Below are 25,457 nucleotides of genomic sequence, written 5' to 3' on the forward strand. Positions count from 1 at the left end.
GTTCACCTGTGCCGACCGCCGTCGCTTCGCCCGTGCCGCCATGGTGAGGGCGACGCTGCGCGAGGTCGCCGAGCGTGCCGGCGTCTCGCTCAAGACCGTCACGAACGTCATGCATGGCCGCAGCAACGTGCGCGAGTCCACCCGTGCACGCGTGCAGGCCGCGATCGACGACCTCGGCTACCACCCGAACCTGTCGGCCCGGAACCTCGCGCTCGGGCGCGCGGGCACGATCGCGCTGGTGGTGCCGCAGCTCGACATGCCCTACTTCGCCTCGCTCGCGATGCACGTTCTCGACGCCGCCGACCGACGCGGCTGGTTCGTGCTGATCGTGCAGACACGCGGCGATGTCGCTGCCGAGCGCCGCATCCTCTCCGGTGCCTTCCCGCAGCGGCTCGACGGCGTGATCTTCGACCCCCTGCACGTCACCGCCGACGAGATCCGCGACCGCCCGGACCCCACCCCGCTGGTGCTGATTGGTGAGAGGCCCCACCGCGGTGTCGCCGAGCACGTGGGCATCGACAACGCGGCGGCGAGCCGGACCGCTGTCGACCATCTCGCCGAGACCGGTCGCACCCGGCTCGCGATGATCGGCGCCACCTTCGGCGATCCCGGCAACGACCGCGGCGCGGCATTCCTCGACCGCGTCGCCGCCCGCGGCCTGACCACGGCACCCGACTGGATGCGACCGGTCGCGGCCAACACCGGCGAGCAGGGCGCCTCCGCCATGGCGGCGCTCCTGGACGGCCTCGGTGCTGGCGACCCCCCGGACGCGCTGTTCTGCGCGACCGACTGGCTCGCGCTCGGGGCGATCCGCGAGCTGACGACGCGCGGCATCAGGGTCCCCGACGACGTCGCCGTCGTCGGGTTCGACGACATCCCCTACGGGCGGGTCTCCACCCCGACCCTGACCACGATCGCCTCCGCGCGCGACGAGATCGCGCGTGCCGCCGTCGAGAGCCTGGAACGGCAGCAGACCGAACCGGGCGAGATCCGCGAGATCACCGCCGGCTTCCAGCTCGTGATCCGCGAGAGCACCGTCCGAGACATCACCACCAAGGAGATCTGAGTGTCGCGTCCCGTGAGGTTCGCCGTCATCGGAAGCGGTTGGCGCTCCGAGTTCTTCCTGCGGCTGGCGGCGGCCGCACCCGAGCGGCTGGAACCGGTCGGCGTGCTGGCCCGCCGCGCCGAGGCGCGGGAGCAGCTCGGCCGCCGGTGGGGCGTGCGCACGGTCGAGACGATCGCGGAGCTGCTGGCGCTGCAGCCGGAGTACGTGATCGCCGCGGTCTCGTGGGAGGCGATGCCCGAGGTCACGCGCGAGCTGGTCGCTGCGGGGGTGAAGGTGCTCGCCGAGACGCCGCCGGCACCGGACCTGGACGGGCTGCGATCGCTGTGGAGCGACGTCGGTGCCTCCGGGCTGGTGCAGGTCGCCGAGCAGTACACGCTCATGCCCGGCCACGCGGCGCGGCTGGCGGTCGCCCGGCGCGGCGTGATCGGGGCCCCGAGCGCCGTGCAGATCTCCTCGACGCACCTCTACCACGCGGTCTCGCTGATGCGGGCGTTCCTCGGCGCCAGCACCGAGGAGGTCGTGGTCAACGCCCGGCACTTCGAGGCGCCCCTGGCCGACCCGCTCACCCCCGCCGGCTGGGTGGAGCACCCTGAGCCGATCCAGCGCGGCACCACGATCGCGACCATCGACTTCGGCGGGGGCCGCATGGGCCTGTACGACTTCGTCGACAACCAGTGGTGGAACCCGCTGCTCTCCCGGCGCATCGTGGTGCGCGGATCACTGGGCGAGATCCACGACGACGCCGTCACCCGCCTCACCGCGGACGGCCCGGTGACCTCCACCATCACCTACCGCCGCACCGGCATCGACCTCAACCTCGAGGGCAACGACGTCGTCAACGCCACCTTCGACGGCGAGGTCGTGTACCGGAACCCGTGGGTGGGGACCCGGCTCTCGGAGGACGACATCGCCGTCGCAAGCCTCCTCGAGGACACCGGGTCGTGGGCACGCGACGAGGGCCCGGCCCCCTATCCGCTCGCCGACGGCTGCCAGGATCACGCCGTCGGGATCGCGATCGGGGAGTCCGCGCGGACCGGCGCGGATGTGCGCGTCGCCGCCGACCTCTGGCGCTGACCGGATCCCAAACACCCCCGGCGCCCACCGGCTGTTCGTAGGGTGGGGCGCGTGAGCACCGTCGTCGCCCTCCGTGAGCCGCACGGGGAGACGAGGGCCGCGCTGACCCCGGACGCTGCGCGGACGATCGCGCGGCTCGGTCATCGGGTCGTGGTGCAGACCGGTATCGGTGCGCACGCGGGGCATCCCGACGACGAGTACACCGACGCCGGCGCGGAGGTGCTAGAAGGCGCTCCGCTCGCCGAGGCGCTGCGTGTCGCCGACCTGCTCGCGCACGTCACGCCGCTGCCCGCGGAGCGGATCTCCGTGCTCCGGCCCGGGGCGCTGACCCTGGGCCTTGCGGGGGTCGACGACGGCGATCGCCGGGCTGCGCTGGCAGCCGCGGGTGTGGTCCCGCTCGCCTTCGAGCAGCTGCCGCGGACGTCGCGCGCGCAGACGATGGACGTGCTCTCGAGCCAGGCGCTGGCCGCGGGCTACCGGGCGGTGCTCGAGGCGGCGATCCGGCTGCCGCGATTCTTCCCGCTCGCGATGACAGCGGCCGGAACGGTGCCGCCGGCGAAGGTGGTGGTGCTCGGGGTCGGCGTCGCGGGGCTGCAGGCGATCGCGACCGCGCGGCGTCTCGGTGCCACGGTCGCGGCCAACGACATCCGCCCCGACTCCGCCGAGGAGGTCCGGTCGGTCGGCGCGACCTTCATCGACGCGGGCGTGGGCAGCGCCGAGGCCGCGGGCGGCTACGCGCGCTCGCTGGCGGCCACCGCTGCCGAGGCGCAGCAGCAGGCGATCGCCCCCCACATCGCTGACGCCGACGTCCTCATCACCACTGCTGCGGTCCCCGGGCGGCCCGCGCCGCGGCTGGTGAGCGCCGCGATGGTGCGCGCCATGCGGGCGGGATCGGTCGCCGTCGACCTCGCGGCGAGCACGGGAGGCAACATCGAGGGCACCGTGCCGGGCGCCGAGGTGCGGGTGCCATCGGCGCGGGGCGGCGGCGAGGTGACGATCGTCGGGCTCGCCAACGCGGCGGGCGACCTGCCCACCGACGCCTCCCGGCTGTATGCCACCAACGTGACCCACGTCGTCGAGCTCCTCACGGTCACCGGCCCCGACGGCGCCCAGCTCGTGCTCGACGAGAGCGACGACATCCTCACGGGCCTGCGCGTGGCGGGAGCGGGGAGCTGATGGACGGCATCGCGACCCTGACCGTGCTCGTGCTGGCGGTGTTCGTGGGCATCGAGGTGGTCTCGAAGGTGGCGTCGCGGCTGCACACGCCGTTGATGTCCGGTGCGAATGCCATCCACGGGATCGTGCTCGTGGGGGCCATCGTGATCACCGCGCGCGCCCAGGAGCCGTTGCTGATCGCCGTCGGAGCGCTCGCGGTCCTGCTGGCCACGATCAACCTGGTCGGCGGGTTCGTGGTGACCGACAGGATGCTGGAGATGTTCAGCGCCAAGCGGGGCGGAGAGTGAAGCTCCTCGCCGCGCCGGTGGCGGCCCTCGGCTACCTCCTGGCAGCCGCACTCTTCATCCTGGCCCTCAAGGGCTTGTCGGCGCCGGCCAGCGCCCGCCGCGGCAATGCGCTCGGGGCGCTGGGCGCGCTGGTCGCGGTCGCCGTCGTGATGCTCTCGACCGACTTCGCCGGATCGAACCTGGTGATCGTGCTCGTGATGATCGCGGCCGGTCTGGTGCTGGCCGTGCCCGCGGCTCGCCGGGTGAAGATGACGGCGATGCCCCAGCTCGTGGCGCTGCTGAACGGCGTCGGTGGCGGAGCGGCCGCGCTGATCGGCGTCATCGAGCTCGCGCTGCCCCCGATGATCCCTGAGGGCACCTATGGGTGGACTGCGTACGTTCCGGACGACGTGGCCGTGGCGACCGCGCTCGAGTCGTCCGTGCCCAGCGCTCTGCCGGCACTGGTGGCCACCGCCTTCGGTATCGCTGTCGGCTCGATCTCGTTCTCGGGCTCGGTGGTGACGTTCCTCAAGCTGCAGGGATGGCTGACCGCACGACCGCTGGTGCTGCCGGCTGCGCCGGTGATCATGGGCCTCACGCTGATGACGACCGTGGCGCTCGGCTGGGCGGTCGTCGCCAGCAGCAGCGTCCCGATCGCGATCTGGCTGCTCGTGGTCGCCGGCTTCCTCGGGGTGCTGCTGGTGCTCCCGGTCGGTGGCGCTGACGTGCCGATCGTGATCTCGCTGCTCAACGCCTTCACCGGGTTGGCGGTGGCCGCGACCGGCTGGGCGCTCGACAACGTGCTGCTGCTGGTGGCCGGCACGCTCGTGGGTGCGTCGGGCACGATCCTCACGCTCGCGATGGCCACGGGCATGGGCCGCCCGGTCGCGGGCATCCTGTTCGGCGCCCTCAGGGGCGGCTCGACGGCGGGGTCCACCGAGGCTTCGGAGCGCCCGGTCCGGCGCGCGACCGCCGAGGACGTGGCCGTGACCCTCGCCTACGCGCGCCGGGTCGTGGTGGTCCCGGGGTACGGGCTGGCGGTGGCGCAGGCGCAGCACACGGTGGCCGAGCTGGTCGACGCGCTCCGCGGCCGGGGCGTCGACGCGGTCTACGGCATCCACCCGGTCGCGGGCCGGATGCCCGGGCACATGAACGTGCTGCTCGCCGAGGCGAACGTCGGATACGACCTGCTGGTCGAGGCCGCTGACATCAACCCGACGATGCCCTCGACCGATGTGGTGCTGGTGGTCGGTGCGAACGACGTCGTGAACCCCGCGGCACGCACCGACCCGTCGGCCCCCATCTACGGCATGCCGATCATCGACGCCGATGCGGCCGCGCAGGTGATCTTCCTCAAGCGCTCGATGCGCCCCGGGTTCGCGGGCATCGAGAACGAGCTGCTGTTCGCACCGAGGACCCAGGTGCTCTTCGGTGACGCCAAGACCTCGCTCGCGGCGGTGCTCGCCGCGGTCAAGACGGTCTGACGGGTCAGCGGGCTGGGATGGGCTCAGGCCGCAGGGGACCAGGCCGGGTCCCGGCCGATAAAAGCGATCAGCCGGGTCTGCGGATCGGCATCCGCGGGCACCGGGACAGCCGGACCGTACTGGCCGGAGCTGCGCAGCACGTCCTCGATCTCCGCCATGCCGTCGACCAGCCGGGCGCAGAGCTCGGGGTCCAGCGCAACCTCCACCCCTGCCGCGCGGGCCAGGTCCCAGGTGTGCATGAAGACGTCGGCGGTGTAGAACGTGTCGATCGCCTGGCCCAGCGGCTGCGCAGGCACGTACGGCCGCTCGAAGGTGCGCTCCCCCGTCGTCGGGTCGTCGAGGAGGGCCTGCACGGCGGTGGCGTGCGCTGCCCACGCTGCGGTCGGGTCGCCGTCGGCCGAGGGCACGGCCGGGAGCGAGACCCCACCGCCCTCGAGGAAGCCGGGCAACCACCCCACGAGGTGCCCGACGACGTCCCTGGCCCGCCACTGCGCCACCGGCGTCGGCGTGTCCCAGTCCGGCACCTGCGCGGCCGCGGCGGTGAAGTCCGCCGCGACCGCCCGGTGCCGCTCGCTCGGCGCGAGCTCGGCGAGACCCATCAGGCAGCGCCCTCCGCGAGGACGTCGTCGAGCTTCGCGTAGCCCTCGTGCACGCCGACGTCCATGCCCGAGCTCAGCATGCCGTCGCGAGCCTCGAACGAGTCGCACAGCGACTGCGCGTGCATCCGGGTGTACCCGTTGCCGAGATCCTCGAACGTCATCGTCTCCAGCGCCACGCCGTCCGGGAAGCCCTCGTACGTGAAGGTCTGCACGATCTTGGTCTCGCTGACCTCGTGGAAGCAGCCGCGGAAGCTGTACTGCTCCTCGCCCCGGTGCTGCACGTAGCGCCACTCGCCTCCGGTCCGCGGCTCCCAGACCGTGATCTCGTTGCGCATGTCCTTGGGCCCGATCCACCGGCTGAACAGCGCCGGGTCGGTGTGCGCCTTCAGGAGCTGGGCCGGGCTGGCCTTGAAGTCCCGGACGATGCGGATCGCCGGGACCTGCTCGTCGGCCTCGATGGTGGCCTCGGCGATGATGCTGGTGGTGGTCATGATGCTTGTCCCTTTCCCTCGTTCTCCTCGGTGAGCTCCGCCAGGACGGCGTCCAGGCGCTGGTAGCGCTGCTCGGCCTGCTGCCGATAGCGCTCGATCCACTTGGTCATGAGGTCGAACACCTCCGCTTCCAGGTGCACGGGGCGGCGCTGGGCCTCCTTGGTCTTGGTGACCAGACCTGCGTCCTCGAGCACCCGGAGGTGCTTCGAGATCGCCTGCACGCTGACCTCGTAGGGCGCCGCGAGCTGGGTGACCGTTGCGTCACCCGATGCCAGCCGCGCCACGATGTCGCGCCTCGTCGGATCGGCCAGGGCCGCGAAGACCTTGGACAGCTCGTCCGCCACGTGCTCCTCCTCAACCAGTTGGTTGACAAGAAACCTACGCCCGACCCGTCACGCTTGTCAACCTCTTGGTTGAGTACGAACTGCCCTCGTCCTTCCCGGCCGCTGGGTGGCAGGCTGGCGCGCATGGGGTGGATGGACAAGTTCCGCAAGAAGGCCGACGACGGCGCAGCCCGGCAAGGTGGTCAGGGCTCGCTCCCTGGGGAGCTCACCGAGGCGGACCGCGCGGCGATCCTGCACCTGACGCAGCAGGCGTTCGCCGAGCGTGGGCGCGAGGTCGTCCCCGACGGCCGCGGCGGCCTGCACGGGGCCGACGGCCGCTCGTTCGGCACCGCGAACCTCGAGGCCACCCTGCGGCAGGCGCCGCGCGAGCACTGGCGGGCGATCGTGGCCAACCACGTGCGGATCATGGACGGGACGATCGACCAGGAGGCACGCTCGCTCGACGAGGTCCGCACCCAGGTGTACCTGCGGCTGCGTGAGCAGGCGGCGCTGCCGCGGAGTCCCGACTACGACTCCCGCGTGCTGCCCGGCATCGTGGGCATGGTCGCGATCGACTTCCCCGAGCACACCGAGGAGCTCGGCAACATCGACGCTCTCGGCAGCTGGGAGGAGATCAGGGCGCTCGCGATGGAGAACATCCGCCGGCTCCCCGCGATGACGCACCGCACAGTGCTGGCCGACCAGCAGCGGCCCGACTCGGCGATCCACGTGTTCACGACCGACGACTTCTTCGGCCCGTCGCGCTACTTCGCGCTCGACCAGCTGCTGGCGCAGGCCGGCAGCAAGGGCCTTTCGCCCGGGCTGCTGCTGGCGATCCCGAACCGGCACATGATCGCGCTGCACGAGATCGGTGGGCCGGGCACGGTCTTCGCGATGAACGGGATGGTCAACCTCGCGCTGGACCAGCACCAGAACCAGCCGGGTGCACTCTCGTCGCACGTGTTCTTCGTCGGCCGTGACGGCACCACCCAGCAGGCCACCGCGCACGCCGACGGTCGGGTCGCCGTCGAGGTCAAGGGTGCGCTGGCCGAGGCGTTCGAGCAGGGCGGCGTCGTCGGCAGCTGAGGCCGTATCACCACCGAACCCGCCGACTCCTGAGGTGTGGAGGTGGCGATGATGATTCCTCGATCAGGCAGAGCGGCGAGCCTTCACCGGTGGGTGGAGATCATGTCCGGTGCGCCGCCACGCTCAGCGGTGCGGTCGCCGTTCGTTCCCGCGCCGGTAGTTGCCGGTCGCGCGTGCGAGCAGGTGCTGCACCTGGTCGGGGTCGGCGCTCGCGAGCCGGGCGGCGAGACGCTCCGCGTCTCGACCGCCGACCACGACGACCTCGCGACCGCCGCGGCTGACCCGCACCTGACCTGACCGGGTGACCTGGTAGTCGAACGGGTCCTCGGCCAGGCCGGGCGGCAGCTCGCTCATGACGCGGCCGCACCCAGGTGGGCCAGCGAGCTGACGACGGCGGAGCGCACCCCGGTCTCGAGCGTCGGGTGCATCACCGGTCCGAAGAAGGGGGAGTGGTTGCTCGGGATCTCGAGCAGTCGGCCCGCGGCCTCGAGAGAGTCGAAGGCTGCCTGGTCCCAGCCGCCCACGAACCAGTAGGCATACGGGATCCCCCACGCGTGCGGCAGCCAGGAGAAGTCCTCGCTGCCGGTGATCTTCTCGCCGTCGACCACGTGCTCGCCCGCAGCCTCGAGCGCCGCTCGCACGCGTGCGATCACCTCGGGGTCGTTGTCGGTCAGGGGCACCTGGTCGTAGGCGGAGATCTCGGGCTCGCGAGGGCACCCGGCCGCCGCGGCCTGTCCGTTGACGATCCGAGTGATCGCCGCGACGATCCGGTCGTGCACGGCGTCGTCGTAGGAGCGGATGTTCAGGTGCAGCTCGGCGCTCGCGGGGATGATGTTCGCCTTCGTGCCGGCGTGCAGCAACCCGACCGTGACCACGCCGAACTCCGTGGCCGCCAGCGTCCGGGACACCACGGTCTGCAGGTTCATCACGATGGCGGAGGCCACCACCACCGGGTCGATGGTGTACTGCGGCATCGAGCCGTGCCCGCCCAAGCCGTGCACGACGACCTTGAGGTTCTCGGAGCGCGACATCGTCGGTCCCGGCCGCAGGTGAAGGCTGCCGGCACGTGCGCCTCCCACGTGCTGCCCCAGGGCGACGTCCGGGCGGGGGAGCCGCTCGACGAGGCCGTCCTCGATCATGGCGATCGCGCCGTCGCCGGTCTCCTCGGCGGGCTGGAACAGCGCGATGAACGTGCCAGACCAGTGCTCCCGACCGGCCGCGAGCAGCGCCGCCGCGCCGAGCAGCCAGGTCATGTGGAAGTCGTGACCGCACGCGTGCATCGTGGGGTGCTCGATGCCCTCGCGGTCCGTGTCGGTCGCGGTGGAGGCGTAGTCCAGCCCCGTGTCCTCCCGGACCGGGAGACCGTCCATGTCCGCGCGGAACAGCACGGTGGGCCCCTCGCCGTTCCTGAGCACGCCGACGACGCCGGTTCCGCCGATCTGCTCGCTCACCTCGTACCCGAGCTCGCGGAGCCTGGCCGCGCAGATGCCTGCGCTCCGGACCTCGCCGTGCGAGAGCTCGGGATGGCGGTGGAGGTCCCGATAGGTGTCCTCGAGCCAGGTGAGGGCGTCCAGTCCGGCGAGAACGGCGTCGGTGCGCGCCGGGGGAGGTGGGGTCATGCTCGAACGGTAGCCCGCGTGGCTGCTGGGACTCTCGCGATCCGCGAGATCGGACGCCGCCGTTCGCCCACTAGGCTCCTGCGGACGGATTAGTTCAACCCTCAGGAGAAGTCGATGTCCGCGCGCCCCAGTCACACCAGCGTCGTCGTCCCGAGCGGGGTGCGGGAGCCGCGGTTCCGGCCGCCGGCGGGCGCTGCGACGGCGTCATCGATCGACCTGAACGGCGACTGGCGGTTCCGGTTGTTCCCGGAGGCGGTCACGGGTGCCGACCCGGGCGATGCGGGCGAGGGGTGGGACACCCTGGCGGTGCCGAGCCACTGGCAGATGGCCGGTGCGCCGGACGCCTGGCCCTACGGCAAGCCCGCCTACACGAACGTGCTGTTCCCGATCCCGCTCGACCCGCCGCGGGTGCCGCGAGAGAACCCGACCGGTGAGTACCGCCGAGCGCTCGAGGTCCCGGCTGCGTGGCTGGACTCCGGCCGCGTGGTGCTGCGGTTCGAGGGCGTCGACTCCTGGTTCGAGGTCTCGCTCAACGGCGCGCCGGTCGCGACCTCGCACGGGTCGCGGCTGCCCACCGAGATCGACGTCACCGAGCACGTGCAGGCGGGCGAGAACCTGCTCGCGGTCCGGGTGACGCAGTGGTCGGCCTTCACCTACGTGGAGGACCAGGACCAGTGGTGGATGTCCGGCATCTTCCGTGATGTCGCGCTGCTGCACCGCCCCGAGGGTGGCATCGAGCACGTCGAGGTCCGCGCCTCCTACGACCACACCGCCGGTGAGGGAACGCTGCAGGTCGACGTCGAGACGACCGACCCGGCGGGCGCCACGATCACGATCGGCGAGCTCGGCATCGAGGTGAGCTCCGGCGAGGAGGTGAGCGCCGCCGTCGAGCCCTGGAGCGCGGAGAACCCGCGCCTGTACGAGGCGAGCATCGCGACCGGCGCCGAGACCGTGACCCTGCAGATCGGGTTCCGCACGATCGCGATCATCGACGGGGTGTTCACCGTCAACGGTGCGCCCGTCAAGCTCTACGGCGTCAACCGGCACGAGTTCGAGCCCACCCGCGGCCGCGCGGTCACGCCCGAGACGATGCTGGCCGACGTGCTGCTGGCCAAGACGCATCACGTCAACGCCGTGCGCACCAGCCACTACCCGCCGCACCCGCACTTCCTGGACCTGTGCGACACCTACGGCCTGTACGTCATCGACGAGAACGACCTCGAGACCCACGGCTTCGAGCCTGCGGGTTGGCGCGACAACCCGACCGACTCGCCCGCCTGGCGCGACGTGCTGGTCGACCGGGTGCAGCGCATGGTCCGGCGCGACGCCCACCACCCCAGCATCATCATGTGGTCGCTGGGCAACGAGGCCGGGACCGGCTCGAACCTCGGCGAGATGGCGAACGCGATCCGCGAGATCGACGACAGCCGACCGCTGCACTACGAGGGCGACTGGACCTGCGAGCACACCGACGTCTACTCCCGGATGTACGCCTCCACCGAGGAGACGCTGCAGATCGGCCGCGGCGAGGACCGGGCGCTGCAGCGGGGTCAGGGTGATGACACCATCGACGGCGAGGTCGACGCCCGGCGTCGCAACCTGCCCTTCATCCAGTGCGAGTACGTGCACGCGATGGGCAACGGCCCCGGCGGCTTCACCGACTACGACGACCTCTTCGAGGTCTACCCGCGCCTGATGGGTGGGTTCGTGTGGGAATGGATCGACCACGGCATCCTCACGCGGGACTCCGACGGCGTGGAGTTCTACGGCTACGGCGGGGACTTCGGCGAGGAGCTGCACGACGGCACCTTCATCGCCGACGGCCTGCTGCTGCCTGACCGCACGCCCTCGCCAGGCATGCTCGAGATGGCGGCCGTGTACGCGCCGATCCGCGTCGAAGGGTTCCCCGGGATCCCGGACACCCTCGAGATCCGGAACCGGTACGCGTTCCGCAGCACCGACCACGTCACCCTCGCGTGGGTCCTCAGCGCCGACGGCGAGACCGTCGCCGAGGGATCGCTCGACGAGGTCGTGGGTGTGCTCGAGGCGGGTGAGTCCGCGATCGTCAGCCTCGAGGCCGCCGGCATCGAGGTGCCCGAGGTCGACCCGGGTGCCGACGTCTGGTGGATCGTGCGCGCACGTAACAACGAGGGGGGCGAGCAGGCACCCGCCGAGCTCGGTGCCGGGCAGATCCAGATCCAGGCCCGCGTTCCGCTCGCGCCGGTCTCCGGACCGGTCGAGAGCGCCGATGACGCCTTCGCGGTGGGACCCGCGCGTTTCGACGGCGCAGGGCGGCTGGTCTCGCTCGGCGGGACCGAGGTGCTCACCTCACGGGCGGATGCCTGGCGGGCACCGACCGACAACGACGGCGCCGATAACGGCCCGGGCCGCCAGGACGGCGCGCTCTGGGAGGCTGCGGGCCTGACCCGTCTGCACGAGCGTCTCGACGACGCGGTGGTCGAGACCTCCGAGGGGGCCGGCGAGGCGCTGGTGGTGACTGGCCGTCTCGCGGGCGCCGCCAGCGACTGCGGCCTGTCGGTCCGCTACACCTGGCGTGCGGACGCCGACGACCCGAGCGTGGTCGAGCTGACGCTCGAGCTGGTGCCCGAGGGCCGCTGGGCCGCGCCGCTGCCGCGGCTCGGCTGGCTGCTCGCGCTCGAGCAGCCGAACGCTGCGGATGTGGCGGTCGACTGGGTGGGGCAGGGGCCGGGCGAGTCCTACGCGGACTCGACCAAGGCCGCGCTGTTCGGCCGGTACTCGCACACGGTCGCCGAGCTGCAGACCCGGTACACGCACCCGCAGGAGAACGGCGCTCGACGCGGCGTCAACCACGCCACGCTCGCGCTCGAGACCGGTTCGCTCGAGATCGTCGTGGGTGAGGTGGTCCTCGGGGCCGACGACATCGACGGCATCGAGCTGACGGCGCGGCCCTGGTCCGACCAGGCGCTGGCCGCCGCTGCGCACCCGCACGAGCTGGAGGCCGACGGTGCGCTGTGGCTGCACCTCGACGTGGCCCAGCACGGCGTCGGCAGCGCCGCGTGCGGCCCGGGTGTGCTGCCGAACGCGACGCTCAACCCCGCGCCCGCGAGCATGCAGGTGCGACTGCGCGTCGGGTGACGGACAGGCACGGCGACGCCTGACCCCGCTGAGTGCGCACATCCACGGTGAAAGCGCACCGTGCACAGTGCGCACCCACCGTGGATGTGCGCACTCAAGGAGGGTTCGGCGTGCTCAGTCCACCAGGCCGGACTGGTAGGCGAAGACCACGAGCTGGGCACGGTCCCGCGCGCCGAGCTTGATCATCGCGCGGCTCACGTGCGTGCGGGCGGTCGCGGGGCTGAGCACCAGCTCCTCGGCGATCTCGGCGTTCGAGTGCCCGCGGCCGACCAGCCCGACGACCTCGCGCTCGCGTGCGGTCAGGTCACCCAGGCGAGGGTGCGGCGTGTGCACGCGCGCTCGGGCGGCGATCAGCTCGCGCACCACGCGCCGGGTGACCGACGGCGCGAGCAGCGCCTCGCCGGCGTGCACCAGGCGGAGGGCGTGCAGGATCTCGTCCGGCCCGGCGTCCTTGAGGAGGAACCCGCTGGCGCCGTTGCGGAGCGCCTCGAGGATGTAGGCATCGGTCTCGAAGGTCGTCAGCACGACGACCCGGGTGCCGGCGAGATCGGGGTCGGCGCCGATGCGGCGGGTGGCCTCGAGACCGTCGACACCGGGCATCCGGATGTCCATGAGCACGACGTCGGGCCGCTCACGCTTGGCGAGTGCGACGGCGTCGAGCCCGTCGGCGGCCTCGCCCACGACCATCATGTCCTCCTCGTCCTCGAGCAACGACCGCAGGCCGCGGCGCACGAGGTCCTGGTCGTCGACGATCAGCACGGAGATCATCGGCTCTCCTCTCGGGGGATGTGGGCACGAAGCCGGAACCGGCCGCCGTCGTCGCTGGTCGTCAGCGAACCGCCGACGGCGGCCAGCCGGTCCTGCATGCCGGGGAGCCCCATGCCGGGGCTCGCCCCGCGTGGAGGATCGCTCGGCGCGAGGTTCTCGACCGCGAGGGTGACTGCGTCGGGTGCGTGCGTGATCACGACCGTGATCGGGCCACCGGTGCCGTGCCGCACGGCGTTGGTCAGGGCCTCCTGCGCCACCCGATAGGCGGCGAGGTCGGGTGCGCCGGTCAGGGGCGCCGTCGCACCTTCGATGCGCAACGTGACGGGCGACCCGGGCGCGCTCATGCGCTCGACGAGAGCCGGCAGGCCGGACAGGCCGGGAGCCGGCTGGTGTGGCGCGGCCTCGCCCGGGAGCCCGGCGAGAACCGACCGGAGCTCGTCGAGCGAGGCCGCGCTCGCGGACTCGATCGCGGCGAGGGCGTCCCGGGTGCGCTCGCGAGCGCGCGGGTCGTCGCGGTCGGCGGAGCGCAACGCGACCGAGGCCTGCAGGTTGATCGCGGCCAGACCGTGACCGACCACGTCGTGCACGTCACGCGAGAGGCGGAGCCGCTCGGCGTCGACGCGACGCTGCAGCTGCGCCTCGCGGTCGCGGGCGGTCGCGTGCCCGCGCTGCCGGATCGCGAACCCGATCGCGAACGGCACCACGGCCCAGGCCACGGCGACCGGCACGCCCGCCAGGCTCGGCTCTGCGCCGTCGCGGACATAGACGTGGCTGAGCAGCACCAGGATCGCGATGCCGGTGGCGAGCGCAGCGGGTCGGAACGGGCGGTGGTGGGCGACCGAGTAGACAGCCAGCACGAAGGTGATGAGCACGGGCCCGTAGGGGTAGCCGAGCGAGAGGTACGTCATCACGCTCGCTGTCACGACGGCGAGCGTGAGGACGGGTCGGCGCCTGCGCAGCAGCAGGATCGCGGCGGCGATCGCGATGAGGGTCACGCCGGGCAGGTCGAGTGGATCGCCGGCCATGCCTCGGCCCCAGCGCTGCGACCCCTGCGTGATGACGGGGATGGCGACGGCGCCGACGGCTGCCGGCACCACCTCTCGCCAACTCCAACGCTCCCGCACCGCTCCATCCTGACCGGGTGCGGGCGAATCTGCGTCCGTTACGGGTCGGCGCTCCGGCTACGTCCGCGGACGTACCTCACCGTGTCGTGACCGGCGCGCCGCGCCGCACGGCGTGCCTGCTGAGCGCCGTCAGCCACACCATGGTGAACGGGATCACCGTGACGTTCTTGATCGCGAGCTCCCACGACAGGTAGGTGGCGCGCTCGCTCTCGGGAAGCGTGGCCGCGACCGCGTCGGGGATCACCTTGGCGACGATCGTGAGCCCGACGAGCATGACGGCGGTGGCCAGCACGGCCCCGGTGCGGGTCCGGCCGAACCGGCCGAGGCGGTGGCCGACCTGCGACCAGCCGATGTCGTCGCCCGCGAACATACGTCTGACGAGCCACACCAGGAACAGGACCCGGACAGCGGCGGTGACGAGCTCACCCGCGAGGCCGCCGGCGAACGCGAACCGGTCGTCGCCACCCACCGCCAGGAACCGCTGCAGCGAAGCCACAGCCCCGAACACGAGCACGATCGGGTAGTGCCGGACGAAGAACCTCGTGGCGGTGGCGAGCACGCCGGCCGCTTCCACCCAGTGCTGGCGGCTGATCCGCAGAGACATAGCAATCCCTTCGCTCTACTAAATAGTTCAGTGTTCTAAACTATAAGCTATGGTGGATCATGTGGCCATGGCCGATCACTTTCCTGACCGCGGAACTGCACTCGGGAGCGAGCTGAGCGACGCCGTCGTCGCGTTCCACGAGGCGATCGGTGGGCTGCTCGGGTTGTCTGCTGCCGATCACAAGGCGCTCGGCATCCTGCAGCGCGAGGGTGCGATGTCGGCGGGCGAGCTCGCGGCGCGCACGTCGTTGACGGCGGGTGCCGTGACCGGGCTTGTCGACCGCCTCGAGGCGGCCGGCCTCGCGCGGCGGGACCGCGATCACGACGACCGACGGCGGCTCGTGGTGACTGCGAGCCGCCCCACGGACCCCCGGGTGGCTGCCGCGTTCGCCGCGCTCGGCTCGGCGATGGCCGAGGTCACGGCTGGCTTCACGCTCGAGCAGCAGCAGGTCATCGCGCGGTGGGCCGAGATGACCACGGCGGTGCTGCGGGAGCAGGCAGCGGCGCTACGTCGGTCGGCTTAGTCGAGGTCACGCGCCGCGACGGATGCCGCAGCGGCCTCCCGTGATGAGGCTGGAGATGTCCCATCACACGAAGGAGGCTCCCCATGGAGATCATCGGACACGTCCTCGCCGACGGCGGCTGGCACGGCGGCTACGGCCCGCCGTTCCCGTTCTTCTTGTTCCCGCTGATCTGGCTGCTCATCATCGGCGTAGCGATCACCGCCGTGGTGCTCGGTCGCCGGCACCGGGAGCGCACGGCCGGCCCCCGCGCCGGTGAGTGCGTGCTCGCCGAGCGGTTTGCGCAGGGCGACATCACGGCGGAGGACTACCGCACGCGGCTCGCCGCGCTGCGCGCCAAGCCGTAGCCCGTACGGCCCGACGGCGGCCGGTCGGTTCCTCGTGAACCGGCCGGCCGTCGTCATGCCTGGCGGCGGCGCGGGGGGAGACCCCCAGTGCTTGCGGTGGGGATCCGCGCTCCGCGCGTGACGCGTGGTCGACCCGCGACGTAGCCCGCGCGGCGCGCCTGAGCGCCCGGGCGTACCGCAGGTGACGTCGCCTGACAGATGTCGGCGCGGGCGATCCCCGGGAGCGTGGACGCATCGGATCACCCCCTACGAAGGAGCACCTCATGTCCACCATCCGCACCACCGCGCTGCGCACCCCGGGCGGCCTGAACGACCGGGTCCGGGACTGGCTCGCGGCCCACAGTCTCAGCATCCTGCGCATCAGTCTCGGCCTCGTGTTCCTGGCGTTCGCCATCCCCAAGTACGTGCCCGGGCTGAGCCCGGCCGAAGGGCTGGCCGCCGCGACGATCGAGGTCCTCACGTTCGGCATCGTCGGAGGCCAGGCGGCCGTGCTGCTGACGGCGGTCGTCGAGACCGTCATCGGGCTCACCCTGCTGACCGGTCGACTCGTCAGGCTTGGGCTCGTGGTGCTCGCCGTGGCGCTCGTCGGGATCATGTCGCCGCTGGTGCTGTTCCCCGAGCTGATGTACGCCGGCGGGCCCAGCCTCGAGGCTCAGTACGTGTTCAAGGACATCGTGCTGGCCGCCGCCGGTCTGGTGGTCGGGGCGCAGAGCCTGGGCGCACGGTTGCGTGCCGCGTGAGGTTCTCGCCGCCGCCGTGCCACGCCACCGGTGCGTGGCACGTGTGACCACTGTTGCCTGGGAGCCCACCGGGGCTGGCGAGGACGATGGCGCAAGGAGCTGTCCTGTGGACAGCCTGTGCAGCGAGGGTTGAACTCTCCGACCCCCGACCGAGGCTGGATCAGCGGGTTTGCTGGGGACCCGCAGGAGCCCTTCCGAGATGCCCACAGGGCTGTCCACAGATGTGGCCGGACTACCCACAGAAAGGGGTCCGCCTTGCACATCGACACGCCGCGAAGCTGTGGAGGACGCGCCCACGAGCAACACGCCGGACACAACATCTGTGGGTCTCGCGCTTTGTCGGCCACTAGGTGTAGTGTCGAAGACGTGGGGCGGAGCACAAGCGCCCACGAATGACATGGATGTAGTTACAACGCCGTGGTTCCGCCGGTGTCGTCGGCCTCACGAAGGCAGACAGCATCGCACCAGGGACCGACGGCGGGTGTGAGCACCGGGTACGTCAGGCGCTGCGCGAGCCGCAGCCAGGGAGGGGAAATCATGACCATCACCGTCTTCAGCAAGCCGGCGTGCGTGCAGTGCGACGCCACCTACCGCGCTCTCAACAAGCACGGGCTCGAGTACACGATCGTGGACATCAGCACCGACGCTGAGGCCCTCGAGTCGGTCAAGGCGCTGGGCTACCAGCAGGCACCCGTGGTGTTCGCCGACGGCGACCACTGGTCGGGCTTCCGCCCCGATCGCATCAAGGCCCTCGTGCAGTCGGCGCAGAGCGCCGCGGCGATCGCCTGACCCAGCGAGCACTCGCGGTCGGGTCACCGACCCGGGCGAGCTCCGCCGTCGAGCGATCGACGACAACTCCAGACCCTGCGAACCGGGGCCCGAGACACGATCCGGGCTCCGGTTCGCAGCACCACCACCGAGACAGCAAGGAGAAGCACATGAGCGGCACGCGCCTGTCGGTCGTGTACTTCTCCTCGGTCTCGGAGAACACGAAGCGATTCGTGGACAGGCTCGGGGTGCCCGCGCAGCGGATCCCGCTGCGACCCACCGAGCCGCACCTGCTGGTGACCAAGCCCTACGTGCTGTTCGTCCCCACCTACGGCGGTGGCAACGGTCAGGGCGCGGTGCCCAAGCAGGTCATCAAGTTCCTCAACGACGAACGCAACCGCTCACAGCTGCGCGGCGTGGTCTCGGCCGGGAACACCAACTTCGGGAGCGCGTACTGCATCGCTGGCGACATCATCGCCCGCAAGTGCGGCGTTCCCCACCTGTACAAGTTCGAGCTACTAGGAACAACCGAGGACGTACGAAGCGTCCGAGAGGGGATTGAACGACTGTGGCAGCAACCCTGACCGAGGCCGAGACGATCGAGACGGCTGGCGGCAACCCCGCGTCGAAGGGGGAGATGGACTACCACGCGCTCAACGCCCTCCTGAACCTCTACGGCCCCAACGGCGAGATCCAGTTCGAGAGGGACCGGGAGGCGGCGCGGGCGTACTTCCTCCAGCACGTCAACCAGAACACGGTCTTCTTCCACAACCTGCGCGAGAAGCTCGACTACCTGGTCGAGGAGGGCTACTACGAGGCCGAGGTCCTCGACAAGTACTCCTTCGAGTTCCTCACGGCGATCTTCGACCACGCGTACAACAAGAAGTTCCGCTTCCAGACCTTCCTGGGCGCCTTCAAGTACTACACCTCGTACACGCTGAAGACCTTCGACGGCAAGCGATACCTCGAGCGCTTCGAGGACCGGGTCGTGATGGTCGCGCTCACGCTCGCCGACGGCGACGAGCAGTTCGCGCTCACGATGGTCGACGAGATCGTCTCCGGCCGGTTCCAGCCGGCCACGCCCACGTTCCTCAACTCCGGCAAGAAGCAGCGCGGCGAACCCGTCTCCTGCTTCCTGCTGCGGATCGAGGACAACATGGAGTCGATCGCCCGCGCGATCAACTCCGCACTGCAGCTCTCCAAGCGCGGCGGTGGGGTGGCGCTGCTGCTGTCCAACATCCGTGAGCACGGCGCTCCGATCAAGAAGATCGAGAACCAGAGCTCCGGCGTCATCCCGGTGATGAAGCTGCTCGAGGACTCCTTCTCCTATGCGAACCAGCTCGGTGCGCGCCAGGGCGCGGGCGCGGTCTACCTGCACGCGCACCACCCCGACATCATGCGGTTCCTCGACACCAAGCGTGAGAACGCCGACGAGAAGATCCGGATCAAGACGCTCTCCCTCGGCGTGGTCATCCCCGACATCACCTTCGAGCTCGCCAAGAACAACGAGGACATGTACCTGTTCTCGCCGTACGACGTCGAGCGCGTCTACGGGGTGCCGTTCGCCGAGATCAACGTCAGCGACAAGTACCGCGAGATGGTCGACGACGGCCGCATCAAGAAGAAGAAGATCAAGGCCCGCGAGTTCTTCACCACGCTCGCCGAGATCCAGTTCGAGTCCGGCTACCCGTACATCATGTTCGAGGACACGGTGAACCGGGCCAACCCTGTCGACGGCAAGATCACGCACTCGAACCTGTGCAGCGAGATCCTGCAGGTCTCGACGGCGTCCACGTACAACGAGGACCTGTCGTACAACCACGTGGGCAAGGACATCTCCTGCAACCTGGGGTCGATGAACATCGCGTTGTCGATGGACTCGCCCGACCTCGGCAAGACGGTCGGCACCGCGATCCGTGCGCTCACCGCCGTCTCCGACCAGACGCACATCTGGTCCGTGCCGAGCATCGAGCAGGGCAACAACGACAGCCACGCGATCGGGCTGGGCCAGATGAACCTGCACGGCTACCTCGCCCGCGAGCGGATCCACTACGGGTCCGAGGAGGGCATCGACTTCACCAACATCTACTTCTACACGGTGCTGTTCCACGCCCTGGTCGAGTCGAACAAGCTGGCGATGGAGCGCGGCCGTGCCTTCGGCGGGTTCGAGCGCAGCAAGTATGCGAGCGGCGAGTACTTCGACAAGTACACCGAGCAGCAGTGGCTGCCGGCCACCGAGCGGGTCGCCCGGCTGTTCGAGGACGCCGGCGTGCACATCCCCACGCAGGACGACTGGCGTGCGCTCAAGGCCTCGGTGATGGAGCACGGCATCTACAACCAGAACCTGCAGGCCGTGCCGCCGACCGGTTCGATCAGCTACATCAACAACTCGACCTCCTCGATCCACCCGGTGGCGAGCAAGATCGAGATCCGCAAGGAAGGCAAGATCGGCCGCGTCTACTACCCCGCGCCCTTCATGACCAACGACAACCTGGAGTACTTCCAGGACGCGTACGAGATCGGCTACGAGAAGATCATCGACACGTACGCCGCGGCCACGCAGCACGTGGACCAGGGGCTGAGCCTGACGCTGTTCTTCAAGGACACGGTCACCACCCGCGACCTCAACCGGGCGCAGATCTACGCGTGGCGCAAGGGCATCAAGACGCTGTACTACATCCGCCTGCGGCAGCTCGCCCTCGAGGGTACGGAGGTGGAGGGTTGCGTCAGCTGCATGCTCTAGCGCACGGGGGCGCGACCCCGGCATCGACACCATCAGAAGCAAGGAAGTGACGCAGTGACCGCAGTAAGCGCAGCCCACGGCGACAAGCCCAAGCTGGTCAGCCGGGTGTCGGCGATCAACTGGAACCGGATCGAGGACGAGAAGGACGTCGAGGTCTGGAACCGCCTCGTCAACAACTTCTGGCTCCCCGAGAAGGTGCCGCTGAGCAACGACATCCAGAGCTGGCACACCCTCCGCGAGGAGGAGCAGCGCATGACGACCCGGGTGTTCACGGGTCTGACGATGCTCGACACGATCCAGGGCACCGTCGGCGCGGTCAGCCTGATCCCGGATGCGATCACGCCCCACGAGGAGGCGGTGTACACCAACATCGCGTTCATGGAGTCGGTGCACGCGAAGTCGTACTCCTCGATCTTCTCCACGCTGATCTCCACCGCTGAGATCGACGAGGCGTTCCGCTGGAGCGAGGAGAACGCGAACCTGCAGGAGAAGGCGCGGATCGTCCTCGACTACTACCGCGGCGACGACCCCGAGAAGCGCAAGGTCGCCTCCACCATGCTGGAGTCGTTCCTGTTCTACTCGGGTTTCTACGCCCCGATGTACTGGTCCAGCCGCGCCAAGCTCACCAACACGGCTGACCTGATCCGGCTGATCATCCGCGACGAGGCCGTGCACGGGTACTACATCGGGTACAAGTACCAGAAGGCGCTGGAGAAGGCCTCGCCCGAGCGCCGTCAGGAGCTCAAGGACTACACGTTCGACCTGCTCTTCGAGCTGTACGAGAACGAGGAGCAGTACACCGAGGACCTCTACGACCCGCTGGGCCTGACCGAGGATGTCAAGGCGTTCTTGCGTTACAACGCCAACAAGGCCTTGATGAACCTAGGATACGAGGGTCTGTTCCCCAAGGACCAGACGAACGTGAACCCGGCGATCCTGTCCGCGCTCTCGCCCAATGCCGACGAGAACCACGACTTCTTCTCGGGCTCCGGTTCGTCCTACGTGATCGGCAAGGCAGTCAACACCGAGGATGAGGACTGGGAGTTCTGAACACCACACAGCACGCGACCGCAGACCCGGCGCCGTCATCGCGCCGTGGTCGCGGTCTCGCGCTGCTGTGCGGACTCGCGGCGATCGCGTTGCTGACGGCGTGCGCCGGGCAGGCCCCGCCGCCGGTGAGCACCGGCGAGAGCACGTCGCCGACCAGCGAGCCGGCCACGTCCGCGGAGCCGGATCCCAGCTCGGAGGCGCCGACGACCGAGGACCCCTCGTCGCAGGAGCCGGCCACCGAGGAGACGACGTCGAGCACCCCGCCCGACGTCAACACGCAGGCGAGCGGCGACCTGACCGCGACCGACGTGGTCACCGGCCTGGTCACACCCTGGGACGTGGAGCCGCTCTCCGATGGTCGGATGCTCGTGAGCAGCCGCGACACGGGCGAGATCCTGCTGGTCGACACCGACGGCGGGACGACGGTGGTCGGTGTCCTCGGGGAGACCGCGCCCAGCCGCGAGGGCGGTCTTCTCGGACTCGCCCTGAGCGCCGACGAGCGGACGCTGTTCGCCTACGTCACCACCTCGCGGGACAACCGGGTGGTGGCGCTGCCGTGGAACGGTTCGAGGTTGGGCCAGCCCACGGTGATCGTCAGCGGTATCCCGAACGAGGACACCCACAACGGCGGTGGCCTGATCCTCGGTCCCGACGGCTTCCTCTACGCCTCGACCGGCGATGCGCGTGCGCCCAGCCTGTCGCAGGACACCGGCTCGCTCAACGGCAAGATCCTGCGGTTCACCGTGACCGGGGCGCCCGCGCCCGGCAACCCGTTCGACTCGTTGGTCTACAGCTACGGGCACCGCAACGTGCAGGGCCTCGCCTTCGACGACGAAGGTCGGCTCTGGGCCGCCGAGTACGGCAGCAGCGAGTGGGACGAGCTCAACGTCATCGAGGCCGGCTTCAACTACGGGTGGCCCGATGTCGAGGGCTTCGGCGGGTCCGCCGACACCGCAGAGCCTGTGCTGACCTGGACGACCGACGAAGCCTCGCCGTCGGGACTTGCCTTCTGGCAGGGGTCGCTGTGGATGGCGGCGCTGCAGGGTGAGTCGCTCATCGAGATCCCGATCGACGGCGCGATCCCGAGCCAACCGATCAGTCACTTCGGCGACTACGGACGCCTGCGCGCCGTCACCCCCGATGGCGACAGCCTCCTGGTGACCACCTCGAACACCGATGGCCGGGGCGACCCGGCGCCCGGCGACGACCGGGTCATTCGAATCACCTTCTGAGCCGAGACGGACGGCGCCCGGAGAACTGCTGCCGTGCGGACACGGATGGCAGAGTGTTCCCGTGCGCGCAAGCCCCAGCGTCCGATCTGCCGTGCGGCAGGGGATCTCCGTCGGACTCGCGACCGGCGCGTACGGGATCTCCTTCGGCGCGCTCTCGGTGGCCGCGGGCCTCGACGTGTGGCAGACCTGCGTGCTCTCGCTGCTGATGTTCACCGGTGGCAGCCAGTTCGCGTTCATCGGGATCATCGGCGCGGGCGGCGGCGGTGCGGCCGCGACGGCGACCGCCGCGCTGCTCGGGGTCCGGAACTCCCTGTACGGGCTGCAGATGGCGTCGCTGCTGAAGCCGCGCAGGCTTGTGCGGCTGGGAGCTGCGCAGATCACGATCGACGAGTCGACGGCGGTCGCGCTCGCCCAGCCCGACGAGCCCGCCGCGCGCGCAGGGTTCTGGTCCGCCGGGCTGGGGGTGTTCGTGTTCTGGAACCTCGCGACCCTCGGCGGCGCGCTGCTCGGTGACGTGCTCGGAGACCCGGCCAGGTGGGGGCTCGACGGCGCTGCGGCCGCCGCTTTTCTCGCGCTGCTGTGGCCACGGCTGAAGCAGCGACAGGCCCAGACGATCGGCGTGGTCGCGGCTGTGGTCGCAGCGATCATGATCCCGATCGCCCCTGCCGGTGTCCCGGTGCTCGCAGCGGCCGCGGTCACCGCCGGTATCGCGTGGTGGCAGTACCGCGAGCCGCCGCACGTCCGGAGCGCCGCATGAGCCTGTGGCTGTGGGTGCTGATCGCCGCGCTCGTGTGCGTGGCACTCAAGCTGGTCGGCTACCTCGTGCCGACCGAGGTGCTCGAGAACCGCCGGATGGCTCACACCGCGGCGATGGTCACGTGCGCGCTGCTCGCGGCGCTCGTGGTCACGCAGACCTTCGCCGAGGGCACGGCATTGGTCATCGATGCGCGGCTGGTGGCGGTGGCTGTCGCCGCCGGGGCGCTGTGGTTGCGGGCCCCGTTCATCGTCGTCGTGATCCTCGGGGCCGCGGCAGCGGCAGCGGTGCGTGCCCTGGGCTGGGGCTGAGAGCGCGCCGCTGAGCCGTGGCCGCGTGGCAGACTCGAGCGACTCGGTGAGGAGCTGATCGTGACCACGACCCCGTACGGTGTCCACTCAGAGGTGGGCACGCTGCGCAAGGTGCTGGTGTGCAGCCCGGGCATGGCGCACGACCGCCTGACACCCACGAACTGCGACGACCTGCTCTTCGACGACGTCCTGTGGGTCCAGAACGCCAAGCGGGACCACGCCGACTTCGTGCAGCGGATGATCGAGCGCGGCACCGAGGTGGTCGAGCTCCACGACCTGCTCGCGGAGACGATGGCGATCCCCGAGGCCAAGCAGTGGCTGCTGGACCGCAAGATCGTGGCGGCGAACGTCGGGGTCGGCGTCGTCGCCGACGTCCGCGCGTACCTGGAGTCACTCTCCGACCGCGAGCTCGCGGTCCACCTGATCGGCGGGCTGTCCACGCGAGAGCTGCCCGCCGACTTCCGCTCCTCCTACCTCGCCCTCGCTCGCGAGTCCGAGGGCGTGGCCGACTACGTGATGCCGCCCCTGCCGAACACCCTCTACACGCGCGACACCACGTGCTGGATCTACGACGGCGTCACGCAGAACCCCTTGTACTGGCCCGCTCGCCACGACGAGACGCTGCTGATGACCGCCGTCTACACCTTCCACCCGGACTTCGCCGGGCAGGTGAAGGTGTGGTGGGGCGACCCCGAGCAGGACTGGGGTCAGGCCACGGTCGAGGGCGGCGACGTGATGCCGCTGGGCAACGGCGTGGTGCTCGTCGGGATGAGCGAGCGCACCTCTCGACAAGGGCTGACCAGCCTCGCGACGGCGCTCTTCGAGCAGGAAGCCGCCGAACGGGTCGTGGTCGCGAGCCTGCCGCGGATGCGTGCCGCGATGCACCTGGACACCGTGCTCACGTTCGCCGACCGCGACGTGGTCACGGTGTTCCCCACGATCGTCTACGACCTCAAACCGTTCTCGTTGTACCCCGGGAGCGGCGGCCGCCTCGACGTCGTGGAGGAGCGCGCGCCCTTCCTCGACGTGCTGGCCGGCGCGCTGCGGCTGTCCTCGCTCAACGTCATCGAGACCGGTGGCGACACCTATGCCACCGAGCGGCAGCAGTGGGACAGCGGCAACAACGTGGTGGCGGCCGAGCCGGGCGTCGTCTACGCCTACGACCGCAACACCCACACCAACGCGATGCTGAGCAAGGCGGGCATCGAGGTGATCGAGATCGTCGGTGCCGAGCTGGGCCGGGGCCGCGGCGGCGGGCACTGCATGACCTGCCCGCTGATCCGGGACGCCGTCGACTACTGACCTCCCGCTCCAGGCCGCAACCGGCCCGCAAGCGGTTGCGGTACGGTTGCATCAGGTGCGCGAGTCGCACCCAGCCACGCAATCGATGCACAGGAGGATGTCCGATGCCGGAGCCCACCACCACGTTCACCGCGGGAGAGCTCCCCGTCGAGGTGTACGCCACGGAGCGCGAGATGGGGATCGCCGCCGCCGAGCGTGCGGGCGCCTCCATCCGTGACGCGGTCGCACGCCACGGCCAGGCGCGGGTCGTGATAGCGACCGGCAACTCGCAGTTCGCGTTCGTCGAGGCGCTTCGCGACCAGGACGTGCCGTGGTCGCAGGTGACCGTGTTCCACATGGACGAGTACGTGGGTATCGCGGCCGATCACAGCGCCGCCTTCCGCCGCTGGATCCGGGAGCGCATCGAGGAGCCCTTCCGCCCCGCAGCCGTGCACTACATCGAGGGCGACGCCCCCGACGCGCAGGCTGAGGCCGATCGCTACGAGGCGTTGCTGCGCGAGGCGCCGCTCGACCTGGTCTGCATGGGGATCGGCGAGAACGGCCACCTCGCGTTCAACGAGCCGTACGAGGCCGATTTCGACGACGAGCGCTGGGCGCGCATCATCACGCTCACCGACGAGTCGGTGAAGCAGCAGGTGGGCGAGGGGCACTTCCCCGACGAGGCCTCGACGCCCCGAACGGCGATCTCGCTGACGATCCCGGCGCTGCTGAGCGGCGCGTCGGTGCAGGTGTGCGCCCCGGAGAGCCGCAAGGCAGCAGCCGTGGCGGCGACCGTGACGCAGGACATCAGCCCCGCCGTCCCGTCGACCAAGCTCCGTGAGGCACCGCACGCCACACTGTTCCTGGAGCCGTCCTCGGCCGGGCTGCTGCCCGCCACCAGCTGACCGGCCCGG

28 protein-coding genes are annotated in these 25,457 nt (G+C 70.4%); 19 read left to right on the plus strand and 9 right to left on the minus strand.

Features of this window, described 5'->3' with window-relative positions:
• The first annotated feature begins 40 nt into the window (after positions 1–40).
• The 5 genes from GPA03_RS14275 to GPA03_RS14295 are packed head-to-tail and all read left to right on the plus strand — an operon-like array spanning position 41 to position 5,066.
• A complete protein-coding gene (locus tag GPA03_RS14275) occupies positions 41–1,066 on the plus strand; it encodes a LacI family DNA-binding transcriptional regulator (RefSeq protein WP_206673575.1) in 1,026 nt (341 codons plus the stop codon).
• Complete coding sequence (locus GPA03_RS14280) at positions 1,067–2,140, plus strand: Gfo/Idh/MocA family protein (RefSeq protein ID WP_156252711.1); 1,074 nt, start codon at positions 1,067–1,069, stop codon at positions 2,138–2,140.
• Between the two features lie 51 nt (positions 2,141–2,191).
• A complete protein-coding gene (locus GPA03_RS14285; RefSeq protein WP_156252712.1) occupies positions 2,192–3,316 on the plus strand; it encodes a Rossmann-fold NAD(P)-binding domain-containing protein in 1,125 nt (374 codons plus the stop codon).
• Entirely contained in the window at positions 3,316–3,603 is a 288-nt protein-coding gene (locus GPA03_RS14290; protein ID WP_156252713.1) for an NAD(P) transhydrogenase subunit alpha part 2, read from the plus strand. Before GPA03_RS14285 ends, GPA03_RS14290 begins: the two co-directional genes overlap by 1 nt.
• Entirely contained in the window at positions 3,600–5,066 is a 1,467-nt protein-coding gene (locus GPA03_RS14295; protein ID WP_156252714.1) for an NAD(P)(+) transhydrogenase (Re/Si-specific) subunit beta, read from the plus strand. The genes GPA03_RS14290 and GPA03_RS14295 overlap by 4 nt, the downstream gene beginning before the upstream one ends.
• A gap of 23 nt (positions 5,067–5,089) precedes the next feature.
• Here the strand turns inward: GPA03_RS14295 and GPA03_RS14300 are convergent, their stop codons facing one another.
• From GPA03_RS14300 to GPA03_RS14310, 3 genes are read right to left on the minus strand one after another with little or no spacing between them, the layout of a single operon-like run.
• Positions 5,090–5,665, minus strand: coding sequence for a TIGR03086 family metal-binding protein (locus GPA03_RS14300; RefSeq protein ID WP_156252715.1), 576 nt, complete (start codon positions 5,663–5,665; stop codon positions 5,090–5,092).
• A complete protein-coding gene (locus tag GPA03_RS14305) occupies positions 5,665–6,156 on the minus strand; it encodes an SRPBCC family protein (protein ID WP_156252716.1) in 492 nt (163 codons plus the stop codon). Before GPA03_RS14305 ends, GPA03_RS14300 begins: the two co-directional genes overlap by 1 nt.
• Positions 6,153–6,500 (minus strand): ArsR/SmtB family transcription factor, encoded by a 348-nt coding sequence (locus GPA03_RS14310; protein ID WP_156252717.1) that lies wholly within the window; start codon positions 6,498–6,500, stop codon positions 6,153–6,155. Before GPA03_RS14310 ends, GPA03_RS14305 begins: the two co-directional genes overlap by 4 nt.
• Before the next feature lie 123 nt (positions 6,501–6,623).
• Between GPA03_RS14310 and GPA03_RS14315 the strand changes: the two genes are divergently transcribed.
• Positions 6,624–7,565, plus strand: a complete 942-nt coding sequence (locus GPA03_RS14315) for a DUF1444 domain-containing protein (protein WP_156252718.1) — start codon at positions 6,624–6,626, stop codon at positions 7,563–7,565.
• Between the two features lie 123 nt (positions 7,566–7,688).
• On the opposite strand, the gene GPA03_RS14320 is transcribed toward GPA03_RS14315, so the two are convergent.
• Together GPA03_RS14320 and GPA03_RS14325 are read right to left on the minus strand one after the other, a co-directional pair.
• The gene (locus GPA03_RS14320; protein ID WP_156252719.1) at positions 7,689–7,919 is read right to left on the minus strand and encodes a hypothetical protein; all 231 of its coding nucleotides are present in this window, start codon (positions 7,917–7,919) and stop codon (positions 7,689–7,691) included.
• Positions 7,916–9,184 carry an amidohydrolase gene (locus GPA03_RS14325; RefSeq protein ID WP_156252720.1) on the minus strand — a complete coding sequence of 423 codons (1,269 nt, stop codon included), beginning with the start codon at positions 9,182–9,184 and terminating at the stop codon, positions 7,916–7,918. Before GPA03_RS14325 ends, GPA03_RS14320 begins: the two co-directional genes overlap by 4 nt.
• 114 nt (positions 9,185–9,298) lie before the next feature.
• Here GPA03_RS14325 and GPA03_RS14330 point away from each other — a divergent pair, with 114 nt between their 5' ends.
• Positions 9,299–12,301 (plus strand): glycoside hydrolase family 2 TIM barrel-domain containing protein, encoded by a 3,003-nt coding sequence (locus GPA03_RS14330; RefSeq protein ID WP_156252721.1) that lies wholly within the window; start codon positions 9,299–9,301, stop codon positions 12,299–12,301.
• 114 nt (positions 12,302–12,415) lie between these two features.
• Here the strand turns inward: GPA03_RS14330 and GPA03_RS14335 are convergent, their stop codons facing one another.
• From GPA03_RS14335 to GPA03_RS14345, 3 genes are all read right to left on the minus strand, one after another.
• Positions 12,416–13,069 carry a response regulator gene (locus tag GPA03_RS14335; protein ID WP_156252722.1) on the minus strand — a complete coding sequence of 218 codons (654 nt, stop codon included), beginning with the start codon at positions 13,067–13,069 and terminating at the stop codon, positions 12,416–12,418.
• A complete protein-coding gene (locus tag GPA03_RS14340; RefSeq protein ID WP_156252723.1) occupies positions 13,066–14,163 on the minus strand; it encodes a sensor histidine kinase in 1,098 nt (365 codons plus the stop codon). The genes GPA03_RS14335 and GPA03_RS14340 overlap by 4 nt, the downstream gene beginning before the upstream one ends.
• 106 nt (positions 14,164–14,269) lie before the next feature.
• A complete protein-coding gene (locus tag GPA03_RS14345; RefSeq protein WP_156252724.1) occupies positions 14,270–14,797 on the minus strand; it encodes a hypothetical protein in 528 nt (175 codons plus the stop codon).
• A gap of 67 nt (positions 14,798–14,864) precedes the next feature.
• Between GPA03_RS14345 and GPA03_RS14350 the strand changes: the two genes are divergently transcribed.
• From GPA03_RS14350 to GPA03_RS14360, 3 genes are all read left to right on the plus strand, one after another.
• Positions 14,865–15,320 carry a MarR family winged helix-turn-helix transcriptional regulator gene (locus GPA03_RS14350; protein ID WP_156252725.1) on the plus strand — a complete coding sequence of 152 codons (456 nt, stop codon included), beginning with the start codon at positions 14,865–14,867 and terminating at the stop codon, positions 15,318–15,320.
• Positions 15,321–15,403: 83 nt separating this feature from the next.
• On the plus strand, positions 15,404–15,664 hold the full coding sequence (locus GPA03_RS14355) for an SHOCT domain-containing protein (protein ID WP_156252726.1): 261 nt from the start codon (positions 15,404–15,406) through the stop codon (positions 15,662–15,664).
• Positions 15,665–15,927: 263 nt separating this feature from the next.
• A complete protein-coding gene (locus GPA03_RS14360) occupies positions 15,928–16,404 on the plus strand; it encodes a DoxX family membrane protein (RefSeq protein WP_156252727.1) in 477 nt (158 codons plus the stop codon).
• Between the two features lie 407 nt (positions 16,405–16,811).
• Here GPA03_RS14360 and GPA03_RS23070 read toward each other — a convergent pair whose 3' ends face one another.
• The gene (locus tag GPA03_RS23070) at positions 16,812–16,943 is read right to left on the minus strand and encodes a hypothetical protein (protein WP_277755229.1); all 132 of its coding nucleotides are present in this window, start codon (positions 16,941–16,943) and stop codon (positions 16,812–16,814) included.
• Between GPA03_RS23070 and nrdH the strand changes: the two genes are divergently transcribed.
• The 9 genes from nrdH to GPA03_RS14405 all read left to right on the plus strand — a co-directional run bounded on the left by nrdH (position 16,942) and on the right by GPA03_RS14405 (position 25,448).
• A complete protein-coding gene (gene nrdH, locus GPA03_RS14365) occupies positions 16,942–17,193 on the plus strand; it encodes a glutaredoxin-like protein NrdH (protein ID WP_156252728.1) in 252 nt (83 codons plus the stop codon). The genes GPA03_RS23070 and nrdH overlap by 2 nt on opposite strands.
• 149 nt (positions 17,194–17,342) lie before the next feature.
• Positions 17,343–17,756, plus strand: coding sequence for a class Ib ribonucleoside-diphosphate reductase assembly flavoprotein NrdI (gene nrdI / locus GPA03_RS14370; protein ID WP_156252729.1), 414 nt, complete (start codon positions 17,343–17,345; stop codon positions 17,754–17,756).
• Positions 17,757–17,809: 53 nt separating this feature from the next.
• The gene (gene nrdE / locus GPA03_RS14375; RefSeq protein WP_156252919.1) at positions 17,810–19,915 is read left to right on the plus strand and encodes a class 1b ribonucleoside-diphosphate reductase subunit alpha; all 2,106 of its coding nucleotides are present in this window, start codon (positions 17,810–17,812) and stop codon (positions 19,913–19,915) included.
• A gap of 54 nt (positions 19,916–19,969) precedes the next feature.
• A complete protein-coding gene (nrdF, locus tag GPA03_RS14380; protein WP_156252730.1) occupies positions 19,970–20,965 on the plus strand; it encodes a class 1b ribonucleoside-diphosphate reductase subunit beta in 996 nt (331 codons plus the stop codon).
• A gap of 125 nt (positions 20,966–21,090) precedes the next feature.
• Positions 21,091–22,197 carry a PQQ-dependent sugar dehydrogenase gene (locus tag GPA03_RS14385; protein ID WP_206673577.1) on the plus strand — a complete coding sequence of 369 codons (1,107 nt, stop codon included), beginning with the start codon at positions 21,091–21,093 and terminating at the stop codon, positions 22,195–22,197.
• Between the two features lie 61 nt (positions 22,198–22,258).
• The gene (locus GPA03_RS14390; RefSeq protein ID WP_241681309.1) at positions 22,259–22,954 is read left to right on the plus strand and encodes an AzlC family ABC transporter permease; all 696 of its coding nucleotides are present in this window, start codon (positions 22,259–22,261) and stop codon (positions 22,952–22,954) included.
• On the plus strand, positions 22,951–23,262 hold the full coding sequence (locus GPA03_RS14395) for an AzlD domain-containing protein (RefSeq protein WP_156252733.1): 312 nt from the start codon (positions 22,951–22,953) through the stop codon (positions 23,260–23,262). The genes GPA03_RS14390 and GPA03_RS14395 overlap by 4 nt, the downstream gene beginning before the upstream one ends.
• 57 nt (positions 23,263–23,319) lie before the next feature.
• Positions 23,320–24,564 carry an arginine deiminase gene (arcA, locus tag GPA03_RS14400; RefSeq protein WP_156252734.1) on the plus strand — a complete coding sequence of 415 codons (1,245 nt, stop codon included), beginning with the start codon at positions 23,320–23,322 and terminating at the stop codon, positions 24,562–24,564.
• A gap of 104 nt (positions 24,565–24,668) precedes the next feature.
• Positions 24,669–25,448, plus strand: coding sequence for a 6-phosphogluconolactonase (locus tag GPA03_RS14405; RefSeq protein WP_156252735.1), 780 nt, complete (start codon positions 24,669–24,671; stop codon positions 25,446–25,448).
• Positions 25,449–25,457: the final 9 nt, after the last annotated feature.

The organism is Pseudactinotalea terrae, from assembly GCF_009733845.1.
GTDB lineage: Bacteria > Actinomycetota > Actinomycetes > Actinomycetales > Beutenbergiaceae > Pseudactinotalea > Pseudactinotalea terrae.

Excerpts from the sequence above, each read along its gene's own strand:
- GPA03_RS14405 (WP_156252735.1), top strand. The coding sequence starts at position 24,669 with ATGCCGGAGCCCACCACCACGTTCACCGCGGGAGAGCTCCCCGTCGAG.
- nrdE (WP_156252919.1), top strand. The coding sequence starts at position 17,810 with ATGGACTACCACGCGCTCAACGCCCTCCTGAACCTCTACGGCCCCAAC.
- GPA03_RS14300 (WP_156252715.1), bottom strand. The coding sequence starts at position 5,665 with ATGGGTCTCGCCGAGCTCGCGCCGAGCGAGCGGCACCGGGCGGTCGCG.
- GPA03_RS14305 (WP_156252716.1), bottom strand. The coding sequence starts at position 6,156 with ATGACCACCACCAGCATCATCGCCGAGGCCACCATCGAGGCCGACGAG.
- nrdI (WP_156252729.1), top strand. The coding sequence starts at position 17,343 with ATGAGCGGCACGCGCCTGTCGGTCGTGTACTTCTCCTCGGTCTCGGAG.
- nrdH (WP_156252728.1), top strand. The coding sequence starts at position 16,942 with ATGACCATCACCGTCTTCAGCAAGCCGGCGTGCGTGCAGTGCGACGCC.
- GPA03_RS14315 (WP_156252718.1), top strand. The coding sequence starts at position 6,624 with ATGGGGTGGATGGACAAGTTCCGCAAGAAGGCCGACGACGGCGCAGCC.
- GPA03_RS14325 (WP_156252720.1), bottom strand. The coding sequence starts at position 9,184 with ATGACCCCACCTCCCCCGGCGCGCACCGACGCCGTTCTCGCCGGACTG.
- GPA03_RS14360 (WP_156252727.1), top strand. The coding sequence starts at position 15,928 with ATGTCCACCATCCGCACCACCGCGCTGCGCACCCCGGGCGGCCTGAAC.
- GPA03_RS14345 (WP_156252724.1), bottom strand. The coding sequence starts at position 14,797 with ATGTCTCTGCGGATCAGCCGCCAGCACTGGGTGGAAGCGGCCGGCGTG.
- GPA03_RS14335 (WP_156252722.1), bottom strand. The coding sequence starts at position 13,069 with ATGATCTCCGTGCTGATCGTCGACGACCAGGACCTCGTGCGCCGCGGC.
- GPA03_RS23070 (WP_277755229.1), bottom strand. The coding sequence starts at position 16,943 with ATGATTTCCCCTCCCTGGCTGCGGCTCGCGCAGCGCCTGACGTACCCG.
- GPA03_RS14395 (WP_156252733.1), top strand. The coding sequence starts at position 22,951 with ATGAGCCTGTGGCTGTGGGTGCTGATCGCCGCGCTCGTGTGCGTGGCA.
- GPA03_RS14350 (WP_156252725.1), top strand. The coding sequence starts at position 14,865 with ATGGCCGATCACTTTCCTGACCGCGGAACTGCACTCGGGAGCGAGCTG.
- GPA03_RS14290 (WP_156252713.1), top strand. The coding sequence starts at position 3,316 with ATGGACGGCATCGCGACCCTGACCGTGCTCGTGCTGGCGGTGTTCGTG.
- GPA03_RS14330 (WP_156252721.1), top strand. The coding sequence starts at position 9,299 with ATGTCCGCGCGCCCCAGTCACACCAGCGTCGTCGTCCCGAGCGGGGTG.
- GPA03_RS14355 (WP_156252726.1), top strand. The coding sequence starts at position 15,404 with ATGGAGATCATCGGACACGTCCTCGCCGACGGCGGCTGGCACGGCGGC.
- GPA03_RS14275 (WP_206673575.1), top strand. The coding sequence starts at position 41 with ATGGTGAGGGCGACGCTGCGCGAGGTCGCCGAGCGTGCCGGCGTCTCG.
- GPA03_RS14320 (WP_156252719.1), bottom strand. The coding sequence starts at position 7,919 with ATGAGCGAGCTGCCGCCCGGCCTGGCCGAGGACCCGTTCGACTACCAG.